Origin of the sequence: Pseudomonas sp. SMV71, assembly GCF_052042015.1 — a bacterium.
In the GTDB taxonomy this organism is placed as follows: domain Bacteria; phylum Pseudomonadota; class Gammaproteobacteria; order Pseudomonadales; family Pseudomonadaceae; genus Aquipseudomonas.
The window spans coordinates 163,590-190,061 of record NZ_JBKGGU010000011.1 but is presented as its reverse complement, the minus strand read 5'-3'; the positions used below and the strand labels follow the sequence as shown (position 1 = coordinate 190,061).

23 protein-coding genes are annotated in these 26,472 nt (G+C 62.1%); 17 read left to right on the top strand and 6 right to left on the bottom strand.

The features are described from left to right. Nucleotides 1-63 precede the first annotated feature (63 nt). Together ACLEJQ_RS13845 and ACLEJQ_RS13840 are read right to left on the bottom strand one after the other, a co-directional pair. Nucleotides 64-651: an HD domain-containing protein gene (locus ACLEJQ_RS13845; protein WP_440795811.1), complete on the bottom strand. Its 588-nt coding sequence runs from the start codon at nucleotides 649-651 to the stop codon at nucleotides 64-66. 19 nt (nucleotides 652-670) lie between these two features. Further along, entirely contained in the window at nucleotides 671-982 is a 312-nt protein-coding gene (locus tag ACLEJQ_RS13840) for an Mpo1-like protein (RefSeq protein WP_440795809.1), read from the bottom strand. 160 nt (nucleotides 983-1,142) lie between these two features. On the opposite strand from ACLEJQ_RS13840, the gene ACLEJQ_RS13835 reads away from it, so the two are divergent. Continuing rightward, nucleotides 1,143-2,204, top strand: coding sequence for an AraC family transcriptional regulator (locus tag ACLEJQ_RS13835; protein ID WP_440795807.1), 1,062 nt, complete (start codon nucleotides 1,143-1,145; stop codon nucleotides 2,202-2,204). Here the strand turns inward: ACLEJQ_RS13835 and ACLEJQ_RS13830 are convergent. Then, entirely contained in the window at nucleotides 2,161-3,615 is a 1,455-nt protein-coding gene (locus ACLEJQ_RS13830; protein WP_440795805.1) for a TrkH family potassium uptake protein, read from the bottom strand. The two genes, ACLEJQ_RS13835 and ACLEJQ_RS13830, sit on opposite strands and share 44 nt — an antisense overlap. A 177-nt stretch (nucleotides 3,616-3,792) precedes the next feature. Between ACLEJQ_RS13830 and ACLEJQ_RS13825 the strand changes: the two genes are divergently transcribed. After that, the gene (locus tag ACLEJQ_RS13825; protein ID WP_440795803.1) at nucleotides 3,793-4,356 is read left to right on the top strand and encodes an NAD(P)H nitroreductase; all 564 of its coding nucleotides are present in this window, start codon (nucleotides 3,793-3,795) and stop codon (nucleotides 4,354-4,356) included. Between the two features lie 148 nt (nucleotides 4,357-4,504). Here ACLEJQ_RS13825 and ACLEJQ_RS13820 read toward each other — a convergent pair whose 3' ends face one another. The 3 genes from ACLEJQ_RS13820 to phhA all read right to left on the bottom strand — a co-directional run bounded on the left by ACLEJQ_RS13820 (nucleotide 4,505) and on the right by phhA (nucleotide 6,941). Continuing rightward, a complete protein-coding gene (locus tag ACLEJQ_RS13820; protein WP_440795801.1) occupies nucleotides 4,505-5,698 on the bottom strand; it encodes an amino acid aminotransferase in 1,194 nt (397 codons plus the stop codon). Next, on the bottom strand, nucleotides 5,698-6,054 hold the full coding sequence (locus ACLEJQ_RS13815) for a 4a-hydroxytetrahydrobiopterin dehydratase (protein ID WP_440795799.1): 357 nt from the start codon (nucleotides 6,052-6,054) through the stop codon (nucleotides 5,698-5,700). The genes ACLEJQ_RS13820 and ACLEJQ_RS13815 overlap by 1 nt, the downstream gene beginning before the upstream one ends. 101 nt (nucleotides 6,055-6,155) lie before the next feature. Beyond that, on the bottom strand, nucleotides 6,156-6,941 hold the full coding sequence (gene phhA, locus ACLEJQ_RS13810; protein WP_440795797.1) for a phenylalanine 4-monooxygenase: 786 nt from the start codon (nucleotides 6,939-6,941) through the stop codon (nucleotides 6,156-6,158). Between the two features lie 418 nt (nucleotides 6,942-7,359). Between phhA and ACLEJQ_RS13805 the strand changes: the two genes are divergently transcribed. The 15 genes from ACLEJQ_RS13805 (at nucleotide 7,360) to ACLEJQ_RS13735 (ending at nucleotide 26,426) form a co-directional block, all read left to right on the top strand. Next, nucleotides 7,360-8,919 (top strand): sigma-54-dependent transcriptional regulator, encoded by a 1,560-nt coding sequence (locus ACLEJQ_RS13805; protein WP_440795795.1) that lies wholly within the window; start codon nucleotides 7,360-7,362, stop codon nucleotides 8,917-8,919. A gap of 125 nt (nucleotides 8,920-9,044) precedes the next feature. Continuing rightward, nucleotides 9,045-9,746 carry a WbqC family protein gene (locus ACLEJQ_RS13800; protein ID WP_440795793.1) on the top strand — a complete coding sequence of 234 codons (702 nt, stop codon included), beginning with the start codon at nucleotides 9,045-9,047 and terminating at the stop codon, nucleotides 9,744-9,746. A gap of 50 nt (nucleotides 9,747-9,796) precedes the next feature. Next, the gene (locus ACLEJQ_RS13795; protein WP_440795791.1) at nucleotides 9,797-13,339 is read left to right on the top strand and encodes a glycosyltransferase; all 3,543 of its coding nucleotides are present in this window, start codon (nucleotides 9,797-9,799) and stop codon (nucleotides 13,337-13,339) included. 43 nt (nucleotides 13,340-13,382) lie between these two features. Beyond that, nucleotides 13,383-14,111, top strand: coding sequence for a class I SAM-dependent methyltransferase (locus tag ACLEJQ_RS13790; protein WP_440795789.1), 729 nt, complete (start codon nucleotides 13,383-13,385; stop codon nucleotides 14,109-14,111). Then, nucleotides 14,108-14,956: an NAD-dependent epimerase/dehydratase family protein gene (locus ACLEJQ_RS13785; RefSeq protein WP_440795787.1), complete on the top strand. Its 849-nt coding sequence runs from the start codon at nucleotides 14,108-14,110 to the stop codon at nucleotides 14,954-14,956. Before ACLEJQ_RS13790 ends, ACLEJQ_RS13785 begins: the two co-directional genes overlap by 4 nt. Further along, on the top strand, nucleotides 14,953-15,930 hold the full coding sequence (locus tag ACLEJQ_RS13780; RefSeq protein ID WP_440795786.1) for an ATP-grasp domain-containing protein: 978 nt from the start codon (nucleotides 14,953-14,955) through the stop codon (nucleotides 15,928-15,930). Before ACLEJQ_RS13785 ends, ACLEJQ_RS13780 begins: the two co-directional genes overlap by 4 nt. Beyond that, nucleotides 15,911-16,588, top strand: a complete 678-nt coding sequence (locus ACLEJQ_RS13775) for a metallophosphoesterase family protein (RefSeq protein WP_440795784.1) — start codon at nucleotides 15,911-15,913, stop codon at nucleotides 16,586-16,588. The genes ACLEJQ_RS13780 and ACLEJQ_RS13775 overlap by 20 nt, the downstream gene beginning before the upstream one ends. A gap of 51 nt (nucleotides 16,589-16,639) precedes the next feature. After that, a complete protein-coding gene (gene rffA / locus ACLEJQ_RS13770; protein WP_053146445.1) occupies nucleotides 16,640-17,785 on the top strand; it encodes a dTDP-4-amino-4,6-dideoxygalactose transaminase in 1,146 nt (381 codons plus the stop codon). Between the two features lie 233 nt (nucleotides 17,786-18,018). Then, nucleotides 18,019-18,756, top strand: coding sequence for a flagellar basal body rod protein FlgF (locus ACLEJQ_RS13765; protein WP_440795782.1), 738 nt, complete (start codon nucleotides 18,019-18,021; stop codon nucleotides 18,754-18,756). A gap of 49 nt (nucleotides 18,757-18,805) precedes the next feature. Further along, nucleotides 18,806-19,591, top strand: a complete 786-nt coding sequence (gene flgG / locus ACLEJQ_RS13760) for a flagellar basal-body rod protein FlgG (RefSeq protein ID WP_053154880.1) — start codon at nucleotides 18,806-18,808, stop codon at nucleotides 19,589-19,591. A 52-nt stretch (nucleotides 19,592-19,643) separates the two neighbouring features. Next, complete coding sequence (flgH, locus tag ACLEJQ_RS13755) at nucleotides 19,644-20,339, top strand: flagellar basal body L-ring protein FlgH (protein WP_440795780.1); 696 nt, start codon at nucleotides 19,644-19,646, stop codon at nucleotides 20,337-20,339. A 30-nt stretch (nucleotides 20,340-20,369) separates the two neighbouring features. Continuing rightward, entirely contained in the window at nucleotides 20,370-21,455 is a 1,086-nt protein-coding gene (locus tag ACLEJQ_RS13750; RefSeq protein ID WP_440795847.1) for a flagellar basal body P-ring protein FlgI, read from the top strand. Between the two features lie 10 nt (nucleotides 21,456-21,465). Beyond that, complete coding sequence (gene flgJ / locus ACLEJQ_RS13745; protein WP_440795778.1) at nucleotides 21,466-22,770, top strand: flagellar assembly peptidoglycan hydrolase FlgJ; 1,305 nt, start codon at nucleotides 21,466-21,468, stop codon at nucleotides 22,768-22,770. 10 nt (nucleotides 22,771-22,780) lie between these two features. Then, complete coding sequence (gene flgK / locus ACLEJQ_RS13740; protein ID WP_440795776.1) at nucleotides 22,781-24,847, top strand: flagellar hook-associated protein FlgK; 2,067 nt, start codon at nucleotides 22,781-22,783, stop codon at nucleotides 24,845-24,847. Between the two features lie 13 nt (nucleotides 24,848-24,860). Continuing rightward, entirely contained in the window at nucleotides 24,861-26,426 is a 1,566-nt protein-coding gene (locus ACLEJQ_RS13735; protein ID WP_440795774.1) for a flagellar hook-associated protein 3, read from the top strand. The last annotated feature ends 46 nt before the right edge of the window (nucleotides 26,427-26,472 follow it).

Sequence of the window (26,472 nt, the reverse complement as noted above, 5' to 3'; positions counted from 1 at the left end):
CCACAGGTTGTGTGTCAAGCAGGCTATAGGGGTGTGTATCAGGCAAGCCACAGAGTCGTGTTGTCAGGCAGGTTGTTGCGGCATTGCCGCCTTATAGATCGACTGCCTCGGCGCTGCGAAAACCCTATGCAACATCGGCTCGAAGAAGCCCAACGGCAGGGTGTCGTAGGCGGCATCGAACGCTGCTGCGTCGTAAAGGGCGCAGAAATCGATGGTTGCCTGGTATTGCGGGTGATCGCGAAATTGCTCGCGCAGGTGTCGGTCCATGCCCAGGTGATGGAAGAAGTAGTAACCCTGGAAGATCCCGTGTTTTTCCACCATCCACAGGTTCTCGGCGCTGACGAACGGCTTGAGGATCGCCGCCGCGATATCCGGGTGGTTGTACGAGCCCAGCGTATCGCCGATATCGTGGAGCAGCGCGCAGACGACATATTCCTCATCCCGCCCGTCCCGATACGCACGGGTGGCGGTTTGCAGTGAATGGGTCAGGCGGTCCACCGGGAAGCCGCCGAAGTCTCCGTCCAGCAACTTCAGGTGGGCCAGGATCCGGCCCGGCAACTGACGGGCATAGGCGCTGAAGTCGGCTGCGATGAGCGCCCAGTCTTCCTCAGTGCCGTCCTGCATATGCGTAAAGCCTGCGTGAGCGCTCATTGACAAATCCTTTGTGAGGTTAGAACGCAACCTTGCCCAGCAGCATGTCGCGGTACATGACGAAATCACCGAGCAGGCTGTAGAACGGATGCTGGAAGGTGGCGGGACGATTTTTTTCAAAGAAGAAATGCCCGACCCAGGCGAAGCCATAGCCAGCGACCGGGAGGGCAAGCAACCACCAACCGCTTCCGACAACCAGCGCCAGGGTGAAAATCAGGATGACCAGGGAGGTGCCGACGAAATGCAGTCGTCGGCAGGTGCTGTTGCCATGCTCGCTGAGGTAATACGGGTAGAACTCGGCGAACGTCTTGAATTGTCTGGCGTTTTCCACGACTGCGGGCTCTGTGGTTGTTGTTTTCGAGACGAGTGCATTGAGCTTGCTTATGGAAGTCTAGAGCGATCATTCACAACGGCCAGTGACAATGGGCGCCACTTTAGTATCCTTCGCAAATCCGGCCGTACCCTGCGGCTCGTCATGCAAGTAGACCGTCATGCACGAACGAACGACTTCTTCAAGCTGGGCGATGGGGATTGTCAAGGCGCTGGAAATGGACGGCCTCGACTGCCGGGCGCTGTTCAAGCAACTGGGGCTGGACTTCGATGCGCTGGACGACCCGGATGCGCGTTTTCCCCAGGACTCGATGACCCGGCTCTGGCAACGGGCGGTGGAGGTGTCCGGCAACCCGGCCATCGGCTTGAACATGGGCAAGGTGGCGCGTCCGGCGTCGTTCCATGTGGTGGGCTACGCCCTGATGTCCAGCCGCACGCTGCTGGAAGGTTTCCAGCGCCTGGTGCGTTACCAACGGATTATCGCCGAAAGTGCCGAGTTGAGTTTTCGCCAGTTGGGGGAGGGCTATGGGCTGATCCTGACGGTGCACGGCGATCACCTGCCACCCACCCGGCAGAGTGCCGAAGCGTCCCTGGCCTGTGCGCTGGCGCTGTGCAACTGGTTGACCGGCCGCGCCCTGCGTCCGGTGAAGGTATTGTTCCAAGGCCCCGAACCTTTGGACCTGACGCCTTACCAGCAGGCCTTTCCCGCACCGCTGGTATTCGGCGCGCCCCATGATGCGCTGATCTTCGAACGGGCCGACCTGGAAGCCCCCCTGCCCACGGCCAACGAAGCCATGGCCTTGCTCCATGATCGGTTCGCCGGGGAGTACCTGGCGCGGTTTTCGGAAAGTCGCGTGACCCACAAGGCGCGGCAGGTGCTGTGTCGACTGTTGCCGCAGGGCGAGCCCAAGCGTGACGTGGTGGCGCAGACGCTGCACTTGTCCCAGCGCACCTTGCAGCGGCGTTTGCAGGAAGAGGGCACCAGCTTCCAGAGCTTGCTCGACGACACCCGCCGGGAACTGGCCGAGCAATACCTGGCACAACCGGCCATGACGTTGCTGGAGATCGCTTATCTGCTGGGGTTTGCTGACCCGAGTAACTTTTTCCGGGCCTTTCGTCGTTGGTTCGACACCACGCCCGGCGAATACCGGACACGGCTGGCGAGCGTGGTGGCGCCGGTCAGTGGCGCCAGAACGCCGGGATACACAGCACGAACACCGTGATGATCTCCAGGCGCCCCAGCAGCATCCCCGCTGACAAGATCCATTTCGCGGCATCCGGCAGCGGTGCGAAGTTGCCGGCCGGACCGATGGTTTCCCCCAGCCCCGGACCGACGCCGGACACGGTACTGGCGGCCCCGGTCAGCGCGGTCATCCATTCCACGCCCAACAGCGACAGCAAGAGGGCGATCACGCAGATGGTGATGGCGAAGAAGAACGAGAACGTCAGGATCGAACGGACGATTTCTTCGTCGAGGCGGTGACCGTTGTACTTCTGCTTGATCACCGCCCGCGGGTGGATCAGTTGCATGAGGTTGGCCCGCAGCAGGATGTAGGCGACCTGGAAGCGGAAGATCTTGATTCCGCCGGCGGTCGAGCCGGAGCAACCGCCGACGAATCCCAGGTAGAAGAACAGCATCAGCGAGAAGTTGCCCCACAGGCTGTAGTCGCCCAGGGCGAAACCGGTGGTGGTGACAATCGACGTCACGTTCAGCGCCACGTGCCGCAAGGCATCCAGCCAGTGCAGGTCGGTGGTCGCCCAGTACCAGGTGCCGAGCACCAGCCAGGTCACCAGCAGTACGCCGATCAGGCCCTGGACCTGCTGGTCCTTGATCAGCGCCCGGCGATGGCCGCGCAGCATGGCGACATACAGGGCGAAGGGCAGGCTGCCGAGGATCATGATGACGATGGCGACCCAGTGCACCGCCGGTTGGGTCCATTTGGCCAGGGACAGGTCCGATGTGGAAAAACCGCCGGTGGAGATGGCAGACATGGAATGGTTGATGGCGTCGAACAGGCTCATCCCGGCCCACCAGAGCGCCAGCGTGCCAAGGATCGTGATGCCCACGTAGGACGACACGATCAGCCTGGCCACCATGTGCGAGCGGGGCATGACTTTTTCCGAACGGTCCGACGACTCGGTCTGGAACAGCCGCATGCCACCGATGCGCAGCAGCGGCAGGATCGCCACCGCCATGCCGATGAAGCCGATCCCGCCGAGCCAGTGCAGCAGCGAGCGCCACATCAGGATGCCTGGAGACATGTTGTCCAGGCCGCTGAGGACCGTGGCGCCCGTGGCGGTGATGCCTGACATGCTTTCGAAGAACGAATCGGTGTAGCTGATGTGCTGGGTCAGCAAGAACGGCAGCGCCGCGAAGATACACACCACCAGCCAGCTGCTGACGGTCAGCAGGTACATGTCTCGGGGGCGCAGGTGTACGTGTTCCGGGCGTCCGGGCAGCACCAGGGCCAGGCCGGCAAGGAAGGTGATCATGCTCGACCAGAGGAACGATGGCAGGTCGCGGGTGCGCTCGAAGACCACCAGGGTGGCCATCGGCACGACCATGAAGATCGCCAGGGTGATCAGGAAGATGCCGATGATGAAACCAATGATCCGCAGGGTCGGCAACGCCATGAAGTCCGCTCGGGCTGAAAAAGGGAAGGGCGCCATTCTACCCGTGGCAAGAAGCATGTAAACCAACCGCCGGCGGGCTCGGTGCGGCAGGCGTGGGCAGTGCAAGACGAATTTGCGCTGACGGACTTCTCCCGCAGCCACTAGAATAGCCGGACATTTTTATCAGGGAGATGGCCGATGCAGGCTCTCGACGCTTTGCTCAACCGTGTTTCCGTCCCGCGCCTGGTGGACCCGGCACCCACCCCCGAACAGCGCGAGATCATGTTCGCCGCTGCCATGCGCGCGCCGGACCACGGCCAGTTGCGGCCCTGGCGTTTTCTGACAGTCGAAGGGCAGGCGCGCTATCGCATGGGCGAACTACTGGCCGAAGCGGCACGCTTCAATGATCCGCTGGTGCCTGAGGCCGTAGTGGAAAAGGCCCTTAATGGTCCGCTGCGTGCACCGCTGGTCGTGGTGGTGATCGCTCGTTTGCAGGACCATTTCAAAATACCCAAATCCGAGCAGCTGCTGGCGGCCGGCTGCGCGGCCCACGGGATCCTGCTGGCCGCGTATGCTCAGGGTATTGGCGGCGTATGGCGCACGGGGGAACTGGCCTACTCACCCCACGTCGCCGAAGGGTTCGGTCTGGCGGACGGCGAAGAGGTGATCGGTTTCCTGTACCTGGGCACTCCGCAGAAAGAAGCCCGGGTCGCGCCGAAAGAAAATACGGCTGAATTCGTCAGTGAGTGGACGGGGGCGTAGATCCGGAGGATAACGTTCCACCTCAGGCATTCATGATTACCGTGGCGAGGGAGCTTGCTCCCGCTCGGGTGCGAAGCAACCGCAAAAGGGGTCTGCTGCGCAGCCCAGCGGGAGCAAGCTCCCTCGCCACGTGTTTGAGCTGTCTCTATTATCTGCAAACGTCCGCAATCGCCTCGGCCAGTAGGCTCAGGCGTGTGGCGTCGATGCCTGCCACATTGGCCCGGCCGGTGCCAACCATGTACACACTGTGCCGCTCGCGCAGCTGCCGGACCTGTTCCGGCGCCAGGCCGGTGTAGGAGAACATCCCGCGTTGCACACCGATATGGGCAAAGCGCTCGCGCAACCCATGGGGTTCGAGGGCATCCAGCAGACCGCTGCGTAACTGGGCGATGCGCAGGCGCATGCTTTCCACTTCTTCGGCCCACTGGCTTTTGAGTCGGGCATCGCCAAGGATCGTCGCCACGACCGCTGCGCCATGATCCGGCGGCGTCGACCAGAGGTTACGGGCGACGTGGGCCAACTGGCTGCGGATATCCAGCAACTTGTCGGTATCCCTGGCGCAGACGATCAGTGCGCCGATGCGGTCGCGGTACAGGCCGAAGTTCTTCGAACAGGAACTGGTGATCAACATCTCCGGCAATGTCTCGGCAAACAGCCGGACCGCCCAGGCGTCCTGCTCCAGACCATCGCCAAAGCCCTGGTAGGCGAAGTCGATCAACGGCAGCAGGCTGCGGCTGCGCACCACCTCCAACACCTGGCGCCACTGGTCCTGGGACAGGTCGAAGCCGGTGGGGTTGTGGCAGCAGGCGTGCAACAGCACCACATCACCCGAAGGTACCTGGTTCAGGGTCGCCAGCATCGCTGTGAAGTCCAAGCGGTTGTCGGCGCCCACGTAAGGGTAATGGCTGGCCTTGACCCCGGCCGCAGCGAAGAGGGTTTCGTGGATCGGCCAGGTCGGGTTGCTCAGCCAGACGCCACGACCCGGCAGGCATTGGGCGATGAAGTCGGCACTCAGGCGCAGCGCCCCCGTGCCGCCCGGAGTCTGGGTGGCGCCGGCGCGTTTTTGCGCGATCAACTCCGAGCCGGCACCCAGCACCAGTTCGTTGATCAACCGACCGAAATCGGCATCGCCATGGCCACCGATGTAGGTCTTGGTGGTCTGGCGATCCACCAGACGCTGTTCAGCCTGCTTCACCGATCCGAGAATCGGCGTCAGGCCTTGGGCGTCCTTATAGACGCCCACCCCCAGGTCGAACTTGCTCGGGTTGCTGTCGGCCCCGTAGGCCTCCATCAGTCCGAGGATCGGATCGCCGGGTACGCGGCCGATGGCATCGAAGTGCATTACTTGCGGCCCTCGGCGGTCTTGGCGACTTCATCGGTGCGCGCGGCCATGATGAAGTCATTACGATGCAGGCCCTTGATGGAGTGGCTCCACCAGGTCACGGTGACTTTGCCCCACTCGGTCAGCAGGCCGGGATGGTGACCTTCGGCCTCGGAGATTTCACCGACGGCGTTGGTGAAGGCCAGTGCGTGCTTGAAATTCTTGAACAGGAAAACCTTCTCCAATTGCATCACGCTGTCGCGCACTTCGATGTTCCAATCCGGGATCTGCTTGATCAGGACCGGCAGTTCTTCGTCGCTGACTTGCGGGGCGTCGGCACGACAGGCTTCGCAATGGGCTTGGTTCAGAGCGTTCATGGTGTGTTTCCTGGAGCGAATATTTGAAAAATGTCGATGCCACCCACGCTAAAGCAAAGCCGCGGGTCGCAACAGACTCACTTGAGCGTAAAAAACGCCATTCAGGCGGCTTTCGGCGGAAATTTCGGTGCGTGCAGGCCCAGCTCCTGGCCACGCTGGACCATGCCCATGATGTCTTCATGGGCCAGATCGAACAGGCGCTTGAGCTCAGGCAGGACAAAGTACAACGGTTGCAGGATGTCGATACGATACGGCGTGCGCATGGCTTCCAACGGATCGAACGGCTGATGCTCCGGCTCGTCCGACAGGCAGTACACGGTTTCCTTGGGTGACGAGAGAATACCGCCGCCGTAGATGCGTCGGCCCTGGGGAGTATCCACCAGGCCGAACTCGATGGTCATCCAATACAGGCGCGCCAGATACACGCGTTCTTCCTTGGACGCCTGTAGGCCGAGTTTGCCGTAGGTGTGGGTGAATTCGGCGAACCAGGGGTTGGTCAGCAATGGGCAGTGGCCGAAGATCTCGTGGAAAATATCCGGCTCTTGCAGGTAATCCAGTTCTTCACGGGTGCGTATGAAGGTGGCAACCGGAAACTGCTTGCTGGCGAGCAATTCGAAGAAGGTCTGGAAGGGGATCAGCGCCGGCACCCGGGCGACTTGCCAGCCGGTGGTTTCACCCAGCACCTTGTTGATTTCGTCCAGTTGGGGAATGCGGTCGTGGGGCAAGCCGAGCTTGTCGATGCCGTCCAGGTACTCCTGGCACGCACGGCCTTCGATGACTTTCAGCTGGCGGGTGATCAGCGTATTCCACACCGCGTGTTCTTCGGCGGTGTAGTGAATAAAACCTTGCGCATCGGGCTCGCGGGCCACGTAGTGCGTCTGCTTCATGCTGTTCTCCTGCTGTTTTCCAGGCTTTGAAACCGGGAAAGGCTGTTTGTTGTTATGTCCAGCGATGCATTAGAGATAACCCAGGGCAGGGGGATTTGCAGCAGAGGGTCGTGGGCGGATTCGGCGGACAGCAGGGCTATTCGTAAATTTTTCGTTACGGATTGGCTTGAGTGGGCGCAGTTGTCGAGATATCAGGCTAGGAATTGGCCTATAGCTGTCACATAATCTTGACAACTATTTGCGCTACGCAATGAAAAACGCCCTGCTCAATCCCGTGGCGAGGTAGCTTGCTCCCGCTGGGCTACGCAGTAGCCCTGAAATCAGGGGCCGCTGCGCGCCCCAGCGGGAGCAAGCTACCTCGCCACGGGATGTGGGTGGCTTCAATGGCGCCTTGTCTCCTACACATCCGAGTCCTTCCATGCGCATCAAAGTCCATTGCCAGAACCGCATCGGCATCCTGCGGGACATCCTCAACCTGCTGGTGGAATACGGCATCAACGTCGCTCGTGGTGAAGTCGGCGGTGAGCACGGCAACGCGATCTATCTGCATTGCCCGAACCTGATCAACATTCAGTTCCAGGCGTTGCGCCCGAAGTTCGAAAATATCGCCGGAGTGTTCGGCGTCAAGCGCGTGGGACTGATGCCCAGCGAGCGTCGACACATGGAGCTCAACGCCTTGCTCGGTGCCCTGGAGTTTCCGGTGCTGTCCATCGACATGGGCGGTTCCATCGTGGCGGCCAACCGGGCGGCGGCGCAGTTGCTCGGGGTGCGGGTGGATGAGGTGCCGGGCATTCCGCTGTCGCGCTACGCCGAGGATTTCGACCTGCCGGAACTGGTGCGGGCCAACCAGTCGCGGATCAACGGGTTGCGGGTCAAGGTCAAGGGCGACGTATTCCTGGCCGACATCGCGCCTCTGCAATCGGAGCACGACGACAGCGAGGCCATGGCCGGTGCGGTGCTGACCCTGCATCGGGCCGACCGGGTGGGCGAGCGTATCTATAACGTGCGCAAGCAGGAACTGCGCGGTTTCGACAGTATTTTCCAGAGCTCCAAGGTCATGGCGGCGGTGGTCCGTGAGGCCCGGCGCATGGCGCCGCTGGATGCCCCGCTATTGATAGAAGGTGAAACCGGCACCGGCAAGGAACTGCTCGCTCGTGCCTGCCACCTGGCAAGCCCGCGAGGCCAGTCGCCGCTGATGGCCCTCAATTGCGCCGGCCTGCCGGAGTCCATGGCCGAGACCGAGTTGTTCGGCTATGGTCCGGGGGCGTTCGAAGGGGCTCGAGCCGAGGGCAAGCTCGGATTGTTGGAACTGACGGCGGGCGGCACGCTGTTTCTCGACGGGGTAGGGGAGATGAGCCCGCGCTTGCAAGTGAAATTGCTGCGCTTTTTACAGGACGGCTGCTTCCGTCGTGTCGGCAGCGATGAAGAGGTGTACCTGGATGTGCGGGTGATCTGCGCGACTCAGGTGGATCTGTCCGAGCTGTGCGCCCGAGGGGAATTCCGTCAGGATCTGTACCACCGTTTGAATGTCCTGTCGCTGCACATTCCACCCCTGCGCGAATGCCTCGATGGCCTGGCGCCGCTGGTGGAGCATTTTCTCGACCAGGCCAGCCGGCAGATCGGTTGTGCGCTGCCAAAACTGGCCCCGGCGGCAATGGACCGTCTCAGTCGTTACCATTGGCCAGGCAATGTCCGCCAGTTGGAAAACGTTTTGTTCCAGGCCGTTTCCCTGTGTGACGGCGCAACCGTCAAGGTCGAGCACATCCGCCTGCCGGACTACGGCGTGCGTCAGCCGCTTGGCGATTTTTCCCTGGAAGGCGACCTCGACGAGATCGTCGGGCGTTTCGAGAAAGCGGTGTTGGAGCGCCTGTATTCCGAGCATCCCAGCAGCCGGCAGTTGGGCAAGCGGTTGGGGGTTTCGCATACCACCATTGCCAATAAGTTGCGGGCGTATGAGGTGGGCAAGGCGGAGTCCTGACGGAGCGGCGGCTGAAATAGTTGGTATGGGATTTGCTCGACCGAGCACGGTTCCCCGCTATTCAGATTCGGCGGCGATTTTTTGACAGGGCACCGTCCCCTTCCGCTGCGAACGTGAGATTCACAATGCCTAAGAAAATTGCAGTGGTGCAGTCGAATTACATTCCCTGGAAGGGCTATTTCGACATGATGCGTAGCGTCGATGCCTTCGTTCTGTATGACGATGTCCAGTACACCCGCAGCGATTGGCGCAACCGTAACAAGATCAAGACTGCCCAAGGCGAGTATTGGCTGAGTATTGCGGTCAAGAAGAAAAGTCGTCTCGGCCAATTGATCAATGAGGTTCAGGTCAGTGACCCTGGTTGGGCCGCCGCGCACTGGAAAACCATCGAGCAAAGCTACCGACGCGCGCCGTGTTTTTCCCAAATGCATGCGCCGATCCGGGCGCTGTACGAGCAGGCCGCCGACCTGACCCACCTGAGCCAGATCAATCATCTGTTCATCTGCGGTCTATGCCCGTTGCTGGGTATTCATACGCCGCTTTACCGTTCCGAGGATCTAGGGCGCACGGAGGGCAAGAATGAGCGGCTGATCCACCTGTGCCAGACGCTCGGTGCCGACGAATACCTCTCTGGACCGGCGGCCAGTCATTACCTCGACGAGGCGGCGTTCGCCGCTAATGGGATCAAGGTGTCCTACATGAGTTACACCGGCTACCCCGAATACTCGCAGGTGTACGGCGACTTCCAGCACGCAGTCAGCATCATTGATCTGTTGTTCAATACCGGCGCGGACGCATCGGCTTTCATAAACCGAGGGGCTTTCTGAGCGAGCTCGCCAGTCACACCCTGTTTGATTTGATCGTGGAGATGCACCCGATGTCGAACCCCGCGCAGTTGGACGCTCATTCGCTTGAACAGGCGTTGGCGCGTTTGCGGCTGATGTACGCCAAACCCGAGCATCCCTACTATTTCGCCGCGCCTGCCTACCGTGAATCGTCGTCGGGCGTGGTCTCGCTGCACTACCTCTGCCATATGCTTAACCTCAGCGGACGCGAGGCTTACATCTGCGGCACCGAGGTAGTCAATCCAGACCTCAAGACACCGGTGATTACATCTGCGATCAAACAGCGTCACAAGGCCGCCGGCAAAGTGCCGATCGCGGTGTATCCCGAGGTGTTCCCTGGCAACCCGCTGAACTGTTCGGTCGTGGCGCGTTTTCTGTTGAACTTCGAGGGCTTCCTGACCGGAAACGGCATGGACGCGGCGCCCACCGACTTGTTTTTCTATTACGCCGCCCGGCTCGCCGAGCACCGGGGCGACCCTGACGGCGACCTGCTGTGCCTGCCGACCATCGACATCGAAATGTTCTCCAGCGTGGGCACCGATGCTGTGCGCGAGGGTAGCTATCTCTATCAGAACCGCCACCCGCTGGAAAAGATCGACTACGCGCAACTGCCCGCCGACATTCGTTTGCTGAGCATGGCCAATCCCCTGACCCTGCCAGAACTGGCCAAGGTGTTGCGCAAGGCCGAGGTGATGTATTCCTACGAGTGGTCGATGACCTGCGTGATGGCGGTGCTGTGCGGCTGCCCGGTGATTTTCATTCCGGGGCATGGCGTCGACCAGCCCCTGCTCGACACCAGTTTCTTCGGCAGCGTCGGCTTTGCCATGCTCGACCAGCCGAACCCGCTGGAACATGCACGGGCCAGCCTCGGCGACGCCTTGCAGCGTTACGTTGAGCGCACCGCGTCTTTCTGGCAGCAATTGGATGTGTTCATTGCCAGGACCCAGGCGACCGCCGCCCGGGAAGCTGTCGGCAACCGCCTGGGGGCGCTCGACTGGTTGCGCCAGCGCTACCCGACGGCCCAGCAGTTGCGCTTGGTCAACGAGCGCTTGGCGAGCTCGACGGCGCCCAGCTTCACGGTCCTGGTCCGCGATGACGGCAACCCACTGGCGTTGGCTCACACCCTCGACAGCCTGGATCGACAGTTGTACCAGCGTATCCATGTGTGCGTGATGGGCGGCGTCGATCCGGCGCGCGCCAACGTCCAGTGGTTGGCCTGTGATCCGAGGCAGCCGGTGACTGCGATCAATGGCTTGCTCGCGGGCATCCAGAGCGACTGGGTGATGATGGTCGAGGCGGGGGAGGAGTTCGTGGCCGCAGGCTTGCAGGTGACGGCGCTGAACCTGATCGACGCCCCCGACAATTGCCTGGCGGTGTACGCCGACGAGGCGCTGCGCATGGCTGGCGTGGTCAATGTCGCGCTGCGCCCCGACCTGAACCTGGACTTGCTATTGGCCAATCCGGCCAGTTTTTCCCGTCACTGGATGTACCGTCGCGAAGCGCTGGTGCAGCTGTGCGGTTTCGACGAGGCCTGCGGCGGAGCCTTCGAGCTGGCCTATCAGTTGCGCCTGATCAGCGAGCAAGGTGGGCAGAGCGTGGGGCATGTCAGCGAGCCCCTGCTGATCGCCAACGAGCCGAGGCCGTCGGACTGCGCCGATGAGCGTGCGGTCATCGAGGCGCATCTGCAGGCGCGTGGCTACGTTCAAGGGCAGGCGATCGCCCTGGACATGCAGCCCGGCGGTTACCGCATCGACTACGGCCATGAGCGCCAGGCCTCGGTCAGCATTGTGATCTACCTCGAAGGGCAACTGGTCAATTTCCAGCGCTGCCTGGAAAGCCTGCTGATCCAGACCAGCGCCGTGGACTTCGAAGTCTTGCTGGTCGAGCCGGGCGGCGACGACCCTGCCTTGCTGGAGTGGCTGGCGCTGGTCGAGGAAATGGGCGAAGGCCGTTTCCAGGTGTTGCGTTTCATGCCGGGACAATCCCGTGCGGCCATGTGCAATGCGGCAGCGCAGGAAGCGCGTGGCGAGTACCTGTTGTGGCTTGATGCCCATGCCGCCGTGCTGGAGCCCGGCTGGTTGCACGCGTTGCTCAACCAGGCCCAGCGCCCGGAAGTCGGCGCCGTGGGCGGCAAGTCCCAGGACAACCAGGGGCGCATTCGCCAGGCGGGCCTGGTGTTGGGGTTGGGAGGAACGGTGGGTCGGGCTTTCGAGGGTGTGTCATCCCAGGTGGCGGGCTACATGGGGCGGCTGGGGCTTGAGCAGAGCTGCTGCGCGGTGGACGGTGAGTGCCTGATGCTGCGTCGGGCGTTGTTCATCGAGGCGGGCGGCTTCGACACCGATCCGTTGTTGGCGCCCTGGGCCCCTGTCGACCTATGCCTGAAGTTGCATCAGGCGGGTTACCTGAACGTCTGGACGCCTTTCGCACGCCTGTTGGTCGACCCGCTGCCGGCTCCTCGTGCGAGCCGCGAGCAGGAGGACGCGTTGTTCGCCCGCTGGATGCCGCAGTTGGCCCGCGACCCTGGCTACAACGCCAATTTCTCGCTGCGTGCCGGTGAGGGCTTTACCCTGGAAAACAACGACCTGAGCTGGTATCCGCTGCAAGGCAGCGTGCCGAGGCTGCTGGTTTGCATCACTGACCCGCAGGCGACGGGGCACTCGCGGCTGATCCAGCCATTGCGGGCCATGCTGGAAGCCGGGGAGGTCGAGGGTACGGCGGTTTCAACGGTGTTGTCGGCGGTGGAGATCGAGCGCCTGGCGCCGGCCACCGTAGTGTTGCAGCGGCCTCTGGATGACGCGGGGCTGTTGGCCCTGAGCCGTCTGAGGGCGTTTTCCAAAGCGTTCACGGTCTACGACCTGGACGGTTACTTGCCGCACATGGAATTGAAAGGCGATTACTCTGCCGATGAGCTGTTGGAGCGCCTGCGGTTCGGGCTGCTACAGGCCGATCGGGTATTGGTCTCTTCGCCGGCGCTGGCCGAACTGTTGCAGGGCCAGCACGATGATATTCGCGTGGTGGAAACCCTGCTGCCGGCCGCCTGGGGGCGCCTGCAGAGCAAGCGCGCCGTAGGCGTCAGGCCGCGCCTGGGCTGGCTGGGTGGCAAGGACGCCGAGCTGTTGGCCGATGTGCTGCCAGCGTTGGCCGGCGAAGTGGACTGGGTGGTGCTGGGCGATTGTCCGGCGGCCATGCGGCCTTTCGTGGCAGAACTGCACCCGAGCGTCGGGCAGCAGCAGTTGGCGGGCGCCCTGGCGGCATTGAACCTTGATCTTGCCTTGGTACCGATGGCCGAAACCCTGGGCAATGCCTGCTCGGCCGACCTGCGGGTCCTGCAGCATGCCGCTTGCGGGCATCCGGTCATATGCAGCCGGGTGCCGGGGTTTGTCGGTGGCGAGGTATTGCCGCTGTCGCGCGTAAGCAACGAGGCGCAAGACTGGATCCGCACGATTCGCCTGCATCTGGAGGATCGCCAGGCCTCGGCGACCCTGGGAGACGCCTTGCAGTCGGCCGTGCGTGCCCAGTGGCTGCTCGAAGGTGAGCGCCTGGACGCCTGGCGACAGGCCTGGCTGGCTGATTGAACCGTACCGATGACTATTTGGCCGCCCAGCGGAGTGCAGTGACATGAGCAACGATCTTGATACCTTCATCGCCGCCTACAGCGATAGCTTTGGCTATGCGTATGACAACAACATCATTCTCAATTGGTATCCCCAACGCATCATGGCGCTGTGCACCCAGGCGCAAAGCCTGCTGGAGCTCGGCGTGGGCCATGGTTTCAGTACCCATCGCTTCTCGAAGTTCTTCAGCAAACACACGGTCATCGATGGCTCCGCCTCGGTGATCGCCCAGTTCAAGGGCCAGTACCCGGACAGCCCGGCCGAGATTGTCGAAAGTTATTTCGAGACCTTCGACACCGACCAGCGTTTCGATCTCATCGTGATGGGGTTCGTGCTTGAGCATGTCGATGACCCGCAGGTCGTGCTGCAACGGTTCAAGCGTTTCCTGGCGCCGGGTGGTCGTTGCTTCGTGCTGGTACCCAATGGCGAGTCCCTGCATCGGCGCTTCGGCCATGCTGCCGGGTTGCTTGACGACATGATGGCGCTGGGCCGTGGCGATCTGGAACTGGGCCATGTGCGCAGCTATTCGCTACAGTCCCTGACGGCTGAGCTGCAAGCTGCAGGGTTTGAGGTGGTGCGCAAGGAGGGCGTGTTTCTCAAGCCTTTCACCACCGGTCAACTGAAGGAATTGAACCTGGGGGCAGACATCGTCCAGGCCATGTGCACCGTGGGCATCGACTACCCGGAGCTCAGTTGCGCGCTCATGCTCGAAGCGACAGTCGCCGCGTCATGAGGAGCCTGGTCATCGGAAGTACCTCGGTCATTGGCCAGGCGGTCGCTCGCAGCTTGTCGCGCCATGGCCAGGTCAGGTTGGCGGGGCGCCGCGATGCCGACATCGCCTTCGACTTGAGTGCCCAGGTCCCCGTCGCCTGCGATGAGCGCTTCGACGTTGTCGTGTTGGCCGCTGCCGATTTCGGCGGGCGCCAGCCGAATGAGCTGGTTCGCGCCGAGCTGGTCAACAGCGTGGGTACGCTGGCGGCCTGTCGCCTGGCGGAACAATGCGGGGCCCGCCATTTCATCTTGCTGTCGTCGCGTTCGGCCTGCGACCAGGTGACGGATCCCTACTTTGGCATCTACTCGCTGTCCAAGCGCCATGCCGAGGAAGTGGCAAGCCTGTACTGCCGGGAGCGCGGCATGGGGTTGAGCATCCTGCGCATCAGCCAGGTCTACGGCAGTGACGAGCAGTGCCGCTCCCATCAACCGCTGTTGTACGCCATCGCGGACAAGGCGCAATCCGGGCAGGCCGTTGAGTTGTATGGCCGCAACGACGCCAGGCGCAACTACCTGCACCTCAACGACCTTGCCGAGCTCTGCGCACGGGTAGCGACCCAGGGCATTACAGGGCTTTTCAACTGCGGCCATTCGCAATCCCCGCGTCTTTCCGAGATCGCCCAGGCCGCGTTCGAAGCATTTGGCAAGCCGCTGGACGTCCGCTTCCTTGCGGAAAAAAACGACATCCCCGACCTGCCGCCCTTCGACGATTTGCAGGCGCTCCACGAGCAAACGGGTTTCACCCCGCGAATCGACATTCGCCAGGGATTCGAGTTGATGCGAGCGCACCGGGAGACCCTGACATGAAGACCGTCATGGTGACTGGCGTAGGGGCCATCATGGGCTATGGCCTGCTCAAGTCCTTACGTGCGGCGGACCCTGCCGTGCGCCTGATCGGCACCGATATCTACGACGACGCTGTCGGGCGCGCTTGGAGCGATGCATTCGAGCAAGCCCCGCTGACCGCTGACCCGGGATATGGTCAGTGGCTGGGCGACACCCTCGCCCGGCACAAGGTTGACCTGCTGATTCCGGGGATCGAACAGGACCTCCATTGGCTGTCGGACAACCGCGCGTTGTTGGCCACGCTTGACTGCCAGGTGGTGCTCAACAATTCGCACCTGATCGACCTTTCCCGGGATAAATGGGCCATGGACCAGGCGCTGGTGGCGCTGGGGGATGCATGCCGTATTCCCAGCCTGCTGTCCGGGGACTTTCATTCGCTCACGGCCGCGCTGGGCCTGCCGTTCCTGCTCAAGCCACGCAGGAGCTACGCTTCCAAAGGGCTGGTCTGGGTTCGCGAGGAGCGCGACTTCACGCCTCATGCGCCGTTGCTGGGTGAGTACCTCATGGCACAGCCGATCATTGGCAGTGCGGCCGACGAGTTCACCGTGGCGGCGTTTGGCGACGGTCGCGGCGACACCGGGCCGATCATCGCTTTCCAGCGCCGCCTGGCCTCGGATGGCTCCACCGCCAAGGCTTGGGTGTATCAGGACGATTCGCTGGAACAGGTGGTGGTCAGGTTATGCCGTGCCTTCAAGCCTGAGGGGCCGACCAACTTGCAGTTCCGGCGTGGCGGCGACGGTTCCTGGAGCCTGCTGGAGATCAATCCGCGGATTTCCTCGACCAGTTCGATACGCCGCGCATTCGGCTACAACGAGGCGGCCATGTGCCTGGACTATTACCTGCGCGGCAAGAAGCTGGCCAGGCCTACGCTGCGCAGTGGTTTCGCTGTTCGTTATATAGAGGACTTCATTGTCTATGATCGGGATCATTTCTGACGTACATGGCAATTACAGCGCCCTTCGGACAGTGCTGGCCAAGCTCGACGAACTGGGTGTTACGCAGATCATCTGCCTGGGCGACACCGCCGGTTACTACAGCCAGGTCAACGAATGCTGCGACGCTCTGCGCGAGCGGGACGTCTTCTCGGTGATGGGCAACCACGACTGGTACCTGGCCAAGCATGAGCGATGCCCTCGTTCCAACAGCGCTAATGCCTGCCTGGACTACCAGCAAGGCGTCGTCACGGCGCAGAACCTGGCCTGGCTGGGCTCGCTTGCGCAGCGCTCGAACCAACAGGGGGTGAGCATCGTCCACGGTGGCTGGAACGATCCGCTGGATGAGTATGTGCGACCTTCGCAGGCGTATTTTTCGCCCTTGCCTGGCCGCTACTTCGCCTCGGGCCATACTCATGTCCAGTACCTGTGGAGCGGCGAAGGCAAGGTCTACTGCAACCCTGGTTCAGTTGGTCAGCCCCGTGATGGTGACGCTCGGGCCGGTTTCGCCACCTGGGACGGTGAGGCGTTCGAGCTGCATCGGGTTGAATACGACATCGGTGAAACCCAGCAGGCGATGAAGCGGGCCGGATTCACCCCGTACTTCTATGAGAATCTTGATACAGGCAGCCAGATAGGTGGACGGGTCAGTGCGGTTTGAGGTTTTGTCCTGCGCGCCATCCATGACCATGCCCATCCAGGGAAGTTTGCAATGAGCAAAGAAACGATCTTCTTCAACCGCCCTTACATGACCGGCAAGGAACTGGATTACATCGCCCAGGCCAAGTTCGGCAACATGCTCGCCGGCGATGGTCCCTTCACCAAACGGTGTCATCGCTGGCTGGAGGCGCAAACGGGCAGCAACAAGGCCCTGCTGACCCATTCATGCACCGCGGCCCTGGAAATGACTGCGTTGCTGCTGGATATCCAGCCTGGCGACGAAGTCATCCTGCCGTCGTATACGTTCGTTTCCACCGCCAATGCCTTCGTGTTGCGCGGCGCGGTGCCGGTCTTCGTCGATGTGCGGCCCGATACCCTGAACCTGGACGAGCGCCTGATCGAGGCGGCGATCACGCCACGGACCAAGGCCATCGTACCTGTGCACTACGCTGGTGTGGCCTGCGAGATGGACGAGATCCTGGCCATTGCCCGCAAGCATGGACTGGCCGTGGTGGAAGACGCCGCGCAAGGTGTGATGTCGACCTACAAGGGGCGGGCGCTGGGCAGTATCGGTGACCTGGGGGCCTTCAGCTTTCACGAAACCAAGAACGTGATTTCGGGGGAGGGCGGGGCCTTGCTGGTCAATGATCCCGCGCTGGCGTTGCGGGCCGAGATCATCCGGGAAAAAGGCACCGATCGCAGCCGGTTCTTCCGGGGTGAAGTAGACAAGTACACGTGGCAGGAGGTGGGTTCCTCGTTCCTGCCGGGGGAAATGACCGCCGCGTTCCTCTGGGCCCAGTTGGAAGAAGCTCAAGCCATCACCAACCGCCGCCTGGCCCTCTGGGACAATTACCATGCGGCGCTGGCGACGCTTGAGCGGCAAGGGGCGCTGCGGCGTCCGATAGTGCCTGAAAACTGCCAGCACAACGCGCACATGTACTACGTGATCCTCGCCCCTGACGTGGAGCGCCAGGCCGTCCTCGAAGAGCTCAAGCGGCATGCCATCTACGCGGTGTTCCATTACGTGCCGCTGCATTCATCGCCCGGTGGCCTGCGTTATGGACGCGTGCAGGGTTCGATGGAGGTGACTGACGGCTATTCCGAGCGCCTGTTGCGTTTGCCCATGTGGCTCGGCTTGACCCATGAGCACCAGGAGCAGGTGGTGGGTGTGCTGGGCGATGCCTTGGCAAAGGCCTGACTTTCCTCAGCCGATGAGGTGGCCTGGCATCGGGCGAGGTGCCAGGCCTTGCCACCTGGCGGCATAACACCGCCGGTTTTTCGACTTTGACACCCTCGACCTATCCTCTGTAATCCCCTCAGGCCCTTTGTTTACCGGGTTCGGGCCCGCCAGAAAAAAGTTGGTCTGTAAATTGCTTAAGGCTCTGCCGTACAGCAGTGGACGGCAACCGTCCGGCATGCAGAGGAACGACAGTGGACAAGTACCTTTATGTGGCAATGACCGGCGCCAGCCAGAACGCACTGGCGCAGCGGGCCCATGCCAACAACCTGGCGAACATCTCCACCAATGGTTTTCAGAAAGACCTGGAGCAGGCGCGTTCGATGCCGGTATTCGGCGACAGCTTTCCGGCGCGGGCATTTGCCATGTCCGAGCGTCCCGCCACTGACTTCACCCCGGGTGCGTTGGTTGAGACCGGTCGTGACCTCGATGTGGCAGTCAGCGGGCCGGGCTGGATGGCCGTGCAGAACCCCGATGGCGGTGAAAGTTATGTGCGCACCGGCAGCCTGAACGTTGACGCCCTGGGTGTGCTGCGGGCCGGCAACGGCATGCCGGTCATGGGCAACGGTGGTCCGATCGCCGTGCCGCCAGAGCAGAAAATCGAGATTGGCCAGGACGGCACCATCAGCATCCGCGCGATGGGCGAAGGCCCGCGGGTGATGGCTGAGGTGGACCGCATCAAGCTGGTCAATCCGGACCTCAAGAACATGACCAAAAGCCTGGACGGCTCGATCCGCACCAAGGACGGCCAGCCGGCGCCCATCGATGCCAATGTGCAACTGGTGTCGGGCTTCCAGGAAGCGAGCAACGTCAACGCAGTGGATGAAATGACTTCGGTGCTGGCCCTGGCCAAGCAGTTCGAGCTCCACGTGAAAATGATGAATACGGCCAAAGAAGGCGATGAAGCCATGGCTCGGGTCTTGCAAATCTAACTATTACTGACAGCGTCGCGCCGAAAAACAGGCGTACGAGGAGAAACGAATGCTTCCGGCTCTTTGGGTTGCCAAAACAGGTCTGTCCGCCCAGGACACCAACCTGTCTACCATTTCCAACAACCTGGCGAACGTATCGACCACAGGCTTCAAACGTGATCGGGCCGAGTTCCAGGACCTGCTGTACCAGGTCAAGCGCCAGCCCGGTGCCCAGTCGACCCAGGACAGCGAACTGCCGTCGGGCCTGCAAGTGGGTACGGGTGTGCGCATTGTCGGCACCCAGAAAAACTTCAACGCCGGCAGCCTGCAAACCACCGAGCAGCCGCTGGACATGGCCATCGACGGTCGCGGTTTCTTCCAGATCCTGCAGCCGGACGGCACCACGTCCTACACCCGTGACGGTACCTTCCACCTCGACTCCAATGGCCAGATCGTCAACGCCAGCGGTTTCGCCCTGGAACCGGCCATCATCATCCCGAACGATGCCCAGACCTTTACCGTGGGCCGTGACGGCACGGTGTCCATCACCGTGGCGGGCAACCCTGCCGCACAGGTGATCGGCAACCTGCAGACCGCCGACTTCATCAACCCGGCGGGCCTGCAAGCGGTGGGCAACAACCTGTTCCTGGAGACCGCCGCCAGTGGCGCGCCGCAAGTCGGCACTCCGGGCCTGAACGGTTTCGGCACCACGCTGCAGAACACCCTGGAAACCTCCAACGTGAGCACCGTTGAGGAGATGGTCAACATGATCACCACCCAGCGCGCTTACGAAATGAACTCCAAGGTGATCTCCACCGCGGATCAGATGCTCTCGTTCGTCACGCAGAACCTGTAATTACATTTATGAGGCGGCCGCAGGTCGCCTTGCAACACCGAGAGGTAGGGTCATGAAACGCTTTGTATCTGTTCTGGCACTGAGTGGGATCACCGCGCTCGCCGGCTGTGTCGCGCCTACGCCAAGGCCCAATGACCCGTATTACGCTCCGGTGTTGCCGCGCACACCGTTGCCGGCCGCCGCCAACAACGGCTCGATCTACCAGGCCGGTTTCGAGCAGAACCTGTACAGCGACCGCAAGGCCTTCCGGGTCGGTGACATCATCACCATCACCCTGAACGAGCGGACCCAGGCCAGCAAGAACGCCAACTCGCAGATCGACAAGACCAGCGAGACCAGCGTCGGCCTGACGTCGCTGTTCGGCTCGAGCCTGACCACCAACAACCCGATCGGCAGCAACGACCTGAGCCTCAACGCCGGTTACGGCTCCGACCGCGCCACCAAGGGCGACAGTAAATCCGGGCAGAGCAACAGCCTGACCGGTTCGATCACCGTGACCGTCGCCGACGTGCTGCCCAACGGCATCATCGTCGTGCGTGGCGAGAAATGGCTGACCCTCAACACCGGTGATGAGCTGGTGCGAATCGCTGGCATGGTTCGTGCTGACGATATAGCAACCGACAACACCGTGTCGTCGACTCGTGTGGCTGATGCGCGCATCACCTACTCGGGCACCGGTGCCTTTGCCGATGCGAGCCAGCCGGGCTGGTTCGACCGTTTCTTCCTCAGCCCGAAGTTCCCTTTCTAGGTGGTCAAGTTGAATCTTAAGCAGCTGTTGATGGGTGCGTTGATGATGTCGGCAGTCTTCAGTGCTCAAGCCGAGCGTCTGAAGGACATCGCCAGCATTTCCGGCGTGCGTTCCAACCAGTTGATCGGCTACGGCCTGGTCGTGGGCCTGAACGGTACGGGCGACCAGACCACCCAGACGCCGTTCACCTTGCAGACCTTCAACAACATGTTGTCGCAGTTCGGCATCAAGGTACCGCCTGGTTCGGGCAACGTGCAGCTGAAAAACGTCGCGGCGGTGTCGATCAGTGCCGATCTGCCGGCGTTCGCCAAGCCAGGCCAGCAGGTAGACATTACCGTCTCGTCCATCGGTAACTCCAAGAGCCTGCGGGGCGGCACGCTGCTGCTCACACCGCTCAAGGGGATCGACGGCAACGTCTACGCCGTCGCCCAGGGCAACCTGGTCGTTGGCGGTTTCGATGCCTCGGGCGCGGACGGTTCGAGAATCACCGTCAACGTTCCGTCGGCCGGTCGTATCCCTGGCGGTGCGACGGTGGAGCGTGCGGTGCCGAGCGGCTTCAACCAGGGCAACAGCCTGACGCTGAACCTCAACCGTTCCGACTTCACCACGGCCAAGCGCATCGTCGACAAGATCAACGACATGCTCGGCCCAGGCGTGGCCCAGGCCATCGACGGCGGTTCGATTCGTGTCACCGCGCCGATGGACCCGAGCCAACGAGTCGACTACCTGTCGATCCTGGAAAACCTTGAGGTCGATCCGGGCCAGGCGGTGGCGAAGGTCATCATCAACTCGCGTACCGGCACCATTGTCATCGGCCAGAACGTCAAGGTTTCGCCGGCCGCCGTGACTCATGGCAGCCTGACGGTGACCATCACCGAAGACCCGATCGTCAGCCAGCCGGGCCCGCTGTCCAACGGCCAGACCGCGGTCGTGCCGCGTTCGCGGGTCAATGCCGAACAGGAAGCCAAGCCGATGTTCAAGTTCGGGCCAGGCACTACCCTGGATGAAATTGTCCGGGCAGTGAACCAGGTCGGCGCGGCCCCAGGCGACTTGATGGCGATCCTCGAAGCCCTGAAGCAGGCCGGCGCGTTGCAAGCCGACCTGATCGTGATTTGAGGGACTGGCCATGGATATGCGCAAGGGCGCTTTGATCAGCGGGGATTCAGCGTCCTATTCGGACCTGAACCGCTTGAACCAACTCAAGGTCGGCGACAAGAACAGCGAAGGCAACCTGCGTAAAGTAGCGCAGGAATTCGAATCGCTGTTCCTGGGCGAGATGCTCAAGTCCATGCGTTCGGCCACCGAGGCGTTGGGCAAGGACAATCCCATGAACACGCCCGAGGCCAAGCAGTACCAGGAAATGTACGACCAGCAGCTGGCTGTTTCCATGTCCCGTGAGGGCGGTGGTATCGGCCTGGCTGACGTGCTGCTGCGCCAGATGTCGAAGAACAAGCCGTTGGCCCCCGGCGAGGCGGCGACGTTGTCGGCCGCCAAGCAGCAAGAGGCGCTGGAGAAGGTCACCAAGGCAGCGGTGCCGACCCCGGTCGCTGCCGGAACCCTGCCGACCGACGGTCCCTTGTCTCGCACCAGTGGCCAGCGTCCGCTGTGGGCGTCGCGAGCCGTGAGCGCGCCGCAGGGGACAGAAGGTGCTCATCGTAACGATATGGAACTGCTCAACCAGCGGCGCCTGGCCCTGCCACCGAAACTGGCGGACCGGCTGCTCGCCGGGCTGGTGCCTTCGGCGGCGGTCAATGCCGAGGTGCCTGCGCAAAACCTGCTGCCGGATCGCGCCGTCGCTGCGGTCAAGCCGGCCACCGGCGAACTCGCCAACGGCGACTGGCTGGCCGCGCTCAAGGCCGCCGACGCGAAACCGGACATGCAGGTCTACGGCCGTGCCGTCGCGCAGCCGCCGCTGGCTCCGGCCCGCAAAGCCTTCCGCGATGCCGACGAATTCGTCAACGCGATGCTGCCGATGGCCAAGGAAGCGGCGGACCGCATCGGCGTGGATCCACGCTATCTGGTGGCCCAGGCCGCGCTGGAAACCGGTTGGGGCAAATCGGTCATGCGCCAGCCTGACGGCAGCAGCAGCCACAACCTGTTCGGTATCAAGGCGAGCCAGAACTGGAAGGGCGATTCGGCGCGAGCGATCACCAGCGAGTTCCGCAATGGCCAGATGGTCAAGGAGACGGCCGAGTTCCGTTCCTACGCCTCCTATCGCGACAGCTTCCACGACTTGGTCAATCTGTTGCAGAGCAACAGCCGCTATCAAGATGTGCTGAAGTCGGCCGATAACCCGGAACAATTTGTACGCGAGCTGCAGAAGGCCGGTTACGCCACCGACCCGAACTACGCCCGCAAGATTTCGAACATAGCCCGGCAGATGACGAGTTACCAGAACTACGCGTCTGCAGGCGCCACCACGACTTTATAAGGTCTGAACCATGAGTTTGCTCAATATAGGGATGTCGGGTCTGTCCACAAGCCAGACCGCGTTGGTGACCACGGGTAACAATATCGCCAACGTCGATACCGCCGGTTATTCACGTCAACAGACCGTGCAGACCACCAAGGCGTCGAATCAATACGGCAACGTGTTCATCGGTTCCGGCACGACCCTGGCCGACGTGCGCCGGGTATACAACTCCTATCTCGAAGCGCAGCTCAAGACCACCACCTCGCTCAACAGCGATGCGGCGGCCTATCAGGGGCAGATTACGCCGCTCGACTCCCTGCTGTCCGACAGCGGCACCGGCCTGAACGGCGCGCTGACCAAGTTTTTCGCTTCGGTGCAGAACGTCAATGCCAAGCCGGGCGACGATGCGTCCCGCCAGTTGCTGCTCAGCGATGCCCAAGCCCTGAGCAACCGTTTCAACTCGGTTGCCAGCCAATTGACGGCACAGAACGAGAACATCAACGGCAACTTGTCGAATATGGTCGAGCAGGTCAACAACCTGGCTTCCACCATTGCGCAGTTGAACAAGAAAATCGCCGAAGTCTCTAACGCGGGCGGTGCGCCTAACGACCTGTTGGATTCCCGTGGCGAAGCCATTCGCCAGCTCTCCACCTTCACCGGTACTCAGGTGGTGGAGAACGGCAGCAGCCTGGACATCTATCTGGGCTCCGGACAGCCGTTGGTGATGGGCAACATCACCAACACCCTTCAAGCGGTGCCGGACAAGAACGATCCGGGGCGCATGGGTATCCAGCTCAACAGTGGCTCCAGTTCCATGGACCTCAGCCAGGTGCTCACCGGCGGTGAGATCGGCGGTCTGATGCGCTACCGCAGCACCGTGCTGGACCCGGCCATGAACGAGCTGGGCCGCGTGGCGCTGGTCGTCGCCGACCAGATGAACAGCATTCAGGCCTCCGGTATAGACAAGAACGGTGCCTTCGGGTCCAATCTGTTCAGCAACATCAACAGCGCCGCGCAAATCAGCCAGCGCAGCGTCGCCGCCCTGAACAACAGTGCGGGCGCCGGCAACTTCAACGTGTCCATCGAAGACACCGGCAAGTTGACCACCAACGACTACAAAATCACCTTCACCAGCGGTAGCGACTACACCGTCCAGCGCCTGCCCGATGGCACCTCGATGGGCGCGTTCAACACCGCGACCACGCCGCCACCGGTAGTCGACGGTTTCTCGCTGACCTTCGCCAACGGCACCGCGGCCGCCGGGGACTCGTTCAAGATCACCCCGACCCGCAACGCGGCGGGCAGCATCAAGACCGAGATGACCGACTCCAAGCGGCTGGCGATTGCCGCGCCGCTCGGCGCCGCTATCGCGCCGGGCGGCAGCGGCACGCTGACCATTCCGGCCAGCGGCCAGCCGGCGATGACCACCAAGCTGGACATCTACGACGAAGCCACCACCAGTATCATCCAGAACGGCATCCAGAACTCGATGCCGGTCAAGGTGGTGTTCGGCGCGACCTCCGCCGACGGCACCAGCCAGGGTTACCAATTGCTCGATGCCAAGGGTGGCACGATCAGCAGCGGCACGATCAAGCCTGGCCAGAGCAACACCCTGAGCCTGAGCGTTCCGCTCAAGGACGCCAGCGGCAACCCGATCATGGATTCGTCCGTACCGCCGGTGCAGCGCACCGTCTCGTTCGACATGTCCATCGCCGGTGCGCCGTCCCAGGGGGCTGGCATCAATATCAGCCTCAGCCAGGCCGGTAGCCTGGACAACCGTAACGGCACCGTCCTGGCCGGCTTGCAGATCGCCAAGACCGTCGACACCAACTCCGGCAGCAAAGGCATTTCCCTGAACGATGCCTACGGCAAGCTGGTGGAAGGGGTAGGGGCCAAGGCTGCCCAGGGCAAGCTGGACAGCGCCGCCACCGGCGCCATCCTGAACAACGCCAAGACTGCCCGCGACTCACTGTCGGGCGTGGACCTGGATGAAGAAACCGGCAACCTGGTCAAGTTCCAGCAGTACTACACCGCGTCTTCGCAGATCATCAAGGCTGCGCAACAAATCTTCAGCACATTGATCAACAGTCTTTAAGGAGCCGTAGCCCATGCGCATTTCTACCTCTCAGTTCTACGAAAGCACGGCTGCGAACTACCAGAAGAACTTCGCCAAGGTGGTCAAGACCAGCGAAGAGGCCAGCAGCCTGGTGCGGGTGAACACCGCGGCCGATGATCCGGTGGGCGCTTCGCGTTTGCTGCAGTTGGGCAACCAGGCGTCGATGCTTAAGCAATATGAAACGAACGTCACCACGATCAAGGCGACCTTGGGCACCACCGAAGCGGTCATGACCAGCATCGGCAACGTGCTGCAACGCGCCAAGGAATTGGCCGTCAGCGCCGGCAATGCCGCCTACACCGACTCCGACCGCAAGGCGGTGGCCTCGGAATTGGGTTCGATCGAAGAGCAGCTGCTGAGCCTGATGAACACCAAGGATGAGAACGGCAAGTACATCTTTGCCGGATCCAAAGGCGACATCGTGCCATTCACCCGCAACGACGACGGCAGCTACAGCTACAACGGCGACCAGGTCACCCTGGACCTGCCGATTGGCGACACCATGTCCATGGCCACCAATAGCACCGGCTGGGAAGCGTTCCAGCAAGCCGTCAACACCAGCCGCAGTCAGGTCACCATGACCGCGCCGGCGGTGGATGATGGGCGTGTGGTGTTGACCAACGGCCAGGTCTCGTCCGCTGTGACCTACAACAGTCAGTTCCGCAGCGGCGAACCGTACACCGTGGAGTTCGCCAGCGGCACCCAGTTGAAAATCACCGATTCGAGCGGCAACGACGTAACTGCCGAAGCCAGTAAAGGCGGCGTCATCAACCCCGACACCCAAGCCGGGCAGACTGTGAGCTTTCGCGGTGTCGACCTGACCTTGAACGTCAACCTTCATACGGGCGACGCGGCCGGCACGGTGCTGCCTGGCCACACCTTTACCCTGGCGGCCAAGCCTGACAGCTTCACGCCGGCCCGGAGCCCGGGCAACACCACGGCGACCCAAATCACCGGCAGTGCCATCACCGACCCGGTGGCCTACCACGCCAGTTTTCCGTCGGGATCGGCAGTGATGAAATTCACCAGTGCCACGGATTTCGACCTGTACGCTGCGCCACTGACCGCAGACAGCAAGCCGGTGTCCAGCGGCACCCTGGCAGGCAACGTTGCGACCGCCTCCGGCGTGAGCTTTACGCTCAACGGTGCCCCGGCCACCAACGATCAATTCAACATCGCGGTCAACACCCACGAGACGCAGAACATTCTGGATACCGTGAACCAGTTGCGCTCGGCATTGGAAACGCCAGTCGATGGCAATAACATCGCTGGTCAGAAACTGAACGCGGCACTGGCTTCGGCCATGGGTAACCTGGCCAGCGGTACTGATCAGTTGACCAGCGCGTTGAGTTCGGTCGGTGGTCGCGGACAGTCTCTCGACACCCAGAGCGACACCAACCAAAGCTTTGTTTTGGCCAACTCCCAGACCCAGTCGGCGATTCGTGATTCCGACCCGGCCGAGGTGATGACGCGCCTGACCTTACAGCAGACTATGCTGCAAGCATCGCAGTTAGCGTTCAGCAAGATCGCTCAATTGGGTCTGTTCAACAAAGTCTGATCCGGGATAGGGACCGTGACGCCAACGCGGTCCCTGACCCGCTCCT

Excerpts from the sequence above, each read along its gene's own strand:
- ACLEJQ_RS13845 (WP_440795811.1), bottom strand. The coding sequence starts at position 651 with ATGAGCGCTCACGCAGGCTTTACGCATATGCAGGACGGCACTGAGGAA.
- ACLEJQ_RS13835 (WP_440795807.1), top strand. The coding sequence starts at position 1,143 with ATGCACGAACGAACGACTTCTTCAAGCTGGGCGATGGGGATTGTCAAG.
- ACLEJQ_RS13830 (WP_440795805.1), bottom strand. The coding sequence starts at position 3,615 with ATGGCGTTGCCGACCCTGCGGATCATTGGTTTCATCATCGGCATCTTC.
- ACLEJQ_RS13825 (WP_440795803.1), top strand. The coding sequence starts at position 3,793 with ATGCAGGCTCTCGACGCTTTGCTCAACCGTGTTTCCGTCCCGCGCCTG.
- ACLEJQ_RS13820 (WP_440795801.1), bottom strand. The coding sequence starts at position 5,698 with ATGCACTTCGATGCCATCGGCCGCGTACCCGGCGATCCGATCCTCGGA.
- ACLEJQ_RS13815 (WP_440795799.1), bottom strand. The coding sequence starts at position 6,054 with ATGAACGCTCTGAACCAAGCCCATTGCGAAGCCTGTCGTGCCGACGCC.
- phhA (WP_440795797.1), bottom strand. The coding sequence starts at position 6,941 with ATGAAGCAGACGCACTACGTGGCCCGCGAGCCCGATGCGCAAGGTTTT.
- ACLEJQ_RS13805 (WP_440795795.1), top strand. The coding sequence starts at position 7,360 with ATGCGCATCAAAGTCCATTGCCAGAACCGCATCGGCATCCTGCGGGAC.
- ACLEJQ_RS13800 (WP_440795793.1), top strand. The coding sequence starts at position 9,045 with ATGCCTAAGAAAATTGCAGTGGTGCAGTCGAATTACATTCCCTGGAAG.
- ACLEJQ_RS13795 (WP_440795791.1), top strand. The coding sequence starts at position 9,797 with ATGTCGAACCCCGCGCAGTTGGACGCTCATTCGCTTGAACAGGCGTTG.
- ACLEJQ_RS13790 (WP_440795789.1), top strand. The coding sequence starts at position 13,383 with ATGAGCAACGATCTTGATACCTTCATCGCCGCCTACAGCGATAGCTTT.
- ACLEJQ_RS13785 (WP_440795787.1), top strand. The coding sequence starts at position 14,108 with ATGAGGAGCCTGGTCATCGGAAGTACCTCGGTCATTGGCCAGGCGGTC.
- ACLEJQ_RS13780 (WP_440795786.1), top strand. The coding sequence starts at position 14,953 with ATGAAGACCGTCATGGTGACTGGCGTAGGGGCCATCATGGGCTATGGC.
- ACLEJQ_RS13775 (WP_440795784.1), top strand. The coding sequence starts at position 15,911 with ATGATCGGGATCATTTCTGACGTACATGGCAATTACAGCGCCCTTCGG.
- rffA (WP_053146445.1), top strand. The coding sequence starts at position 16,640 with ATGAGCAAAGAAACGATCTTCTTCAACCGCCCTTACATGACCGGCAAG.
- flgG (WP_053154880.1), top strand. The coding sequence starts at position 18,806 with ATGCTTCCGGCTCTTTGGGTTGCCAAAACAGGTCTGTCCGCCCAGGAC.
- flgH (WP_440795780.1), top strand. The coding sequence starts at position 19,644 with ATGAAACGCTTTGTATCTGTTCTGGCACTGAGTGGGATCACCGCGCTC.
- ACLEJQ_RS13750 (WP_440795847.1), top strand. The coding sequence starts at position 20,370 with ATGGGTGCGTTGATGATGTCGGCAGTCTTCAGTGCTCAAGCCGAGCGT.
- flgJ (WP_440795778.1), top strand. The coding sequence starts at position 21,466 with ATGGATATGCGCAAGGGCGCTTTGATCAGCGGGGATTCAGCGTCCTAT.
- flgK (WP_440795776.1), top strand. The coding sequence starts at position 22,781 with ATGAGTTTGCTCAATATAGGGATGTCGGGTCTGTCCACAAGCCAGACC.
- ACLEJQ_RS13735 (WP_440795774.1), top strand. The coding sequence starts at position 24,861 with ATGCGCATTTCTACCTCTCAGTTCTACGAAAGCACGGCTGCGAACTAC.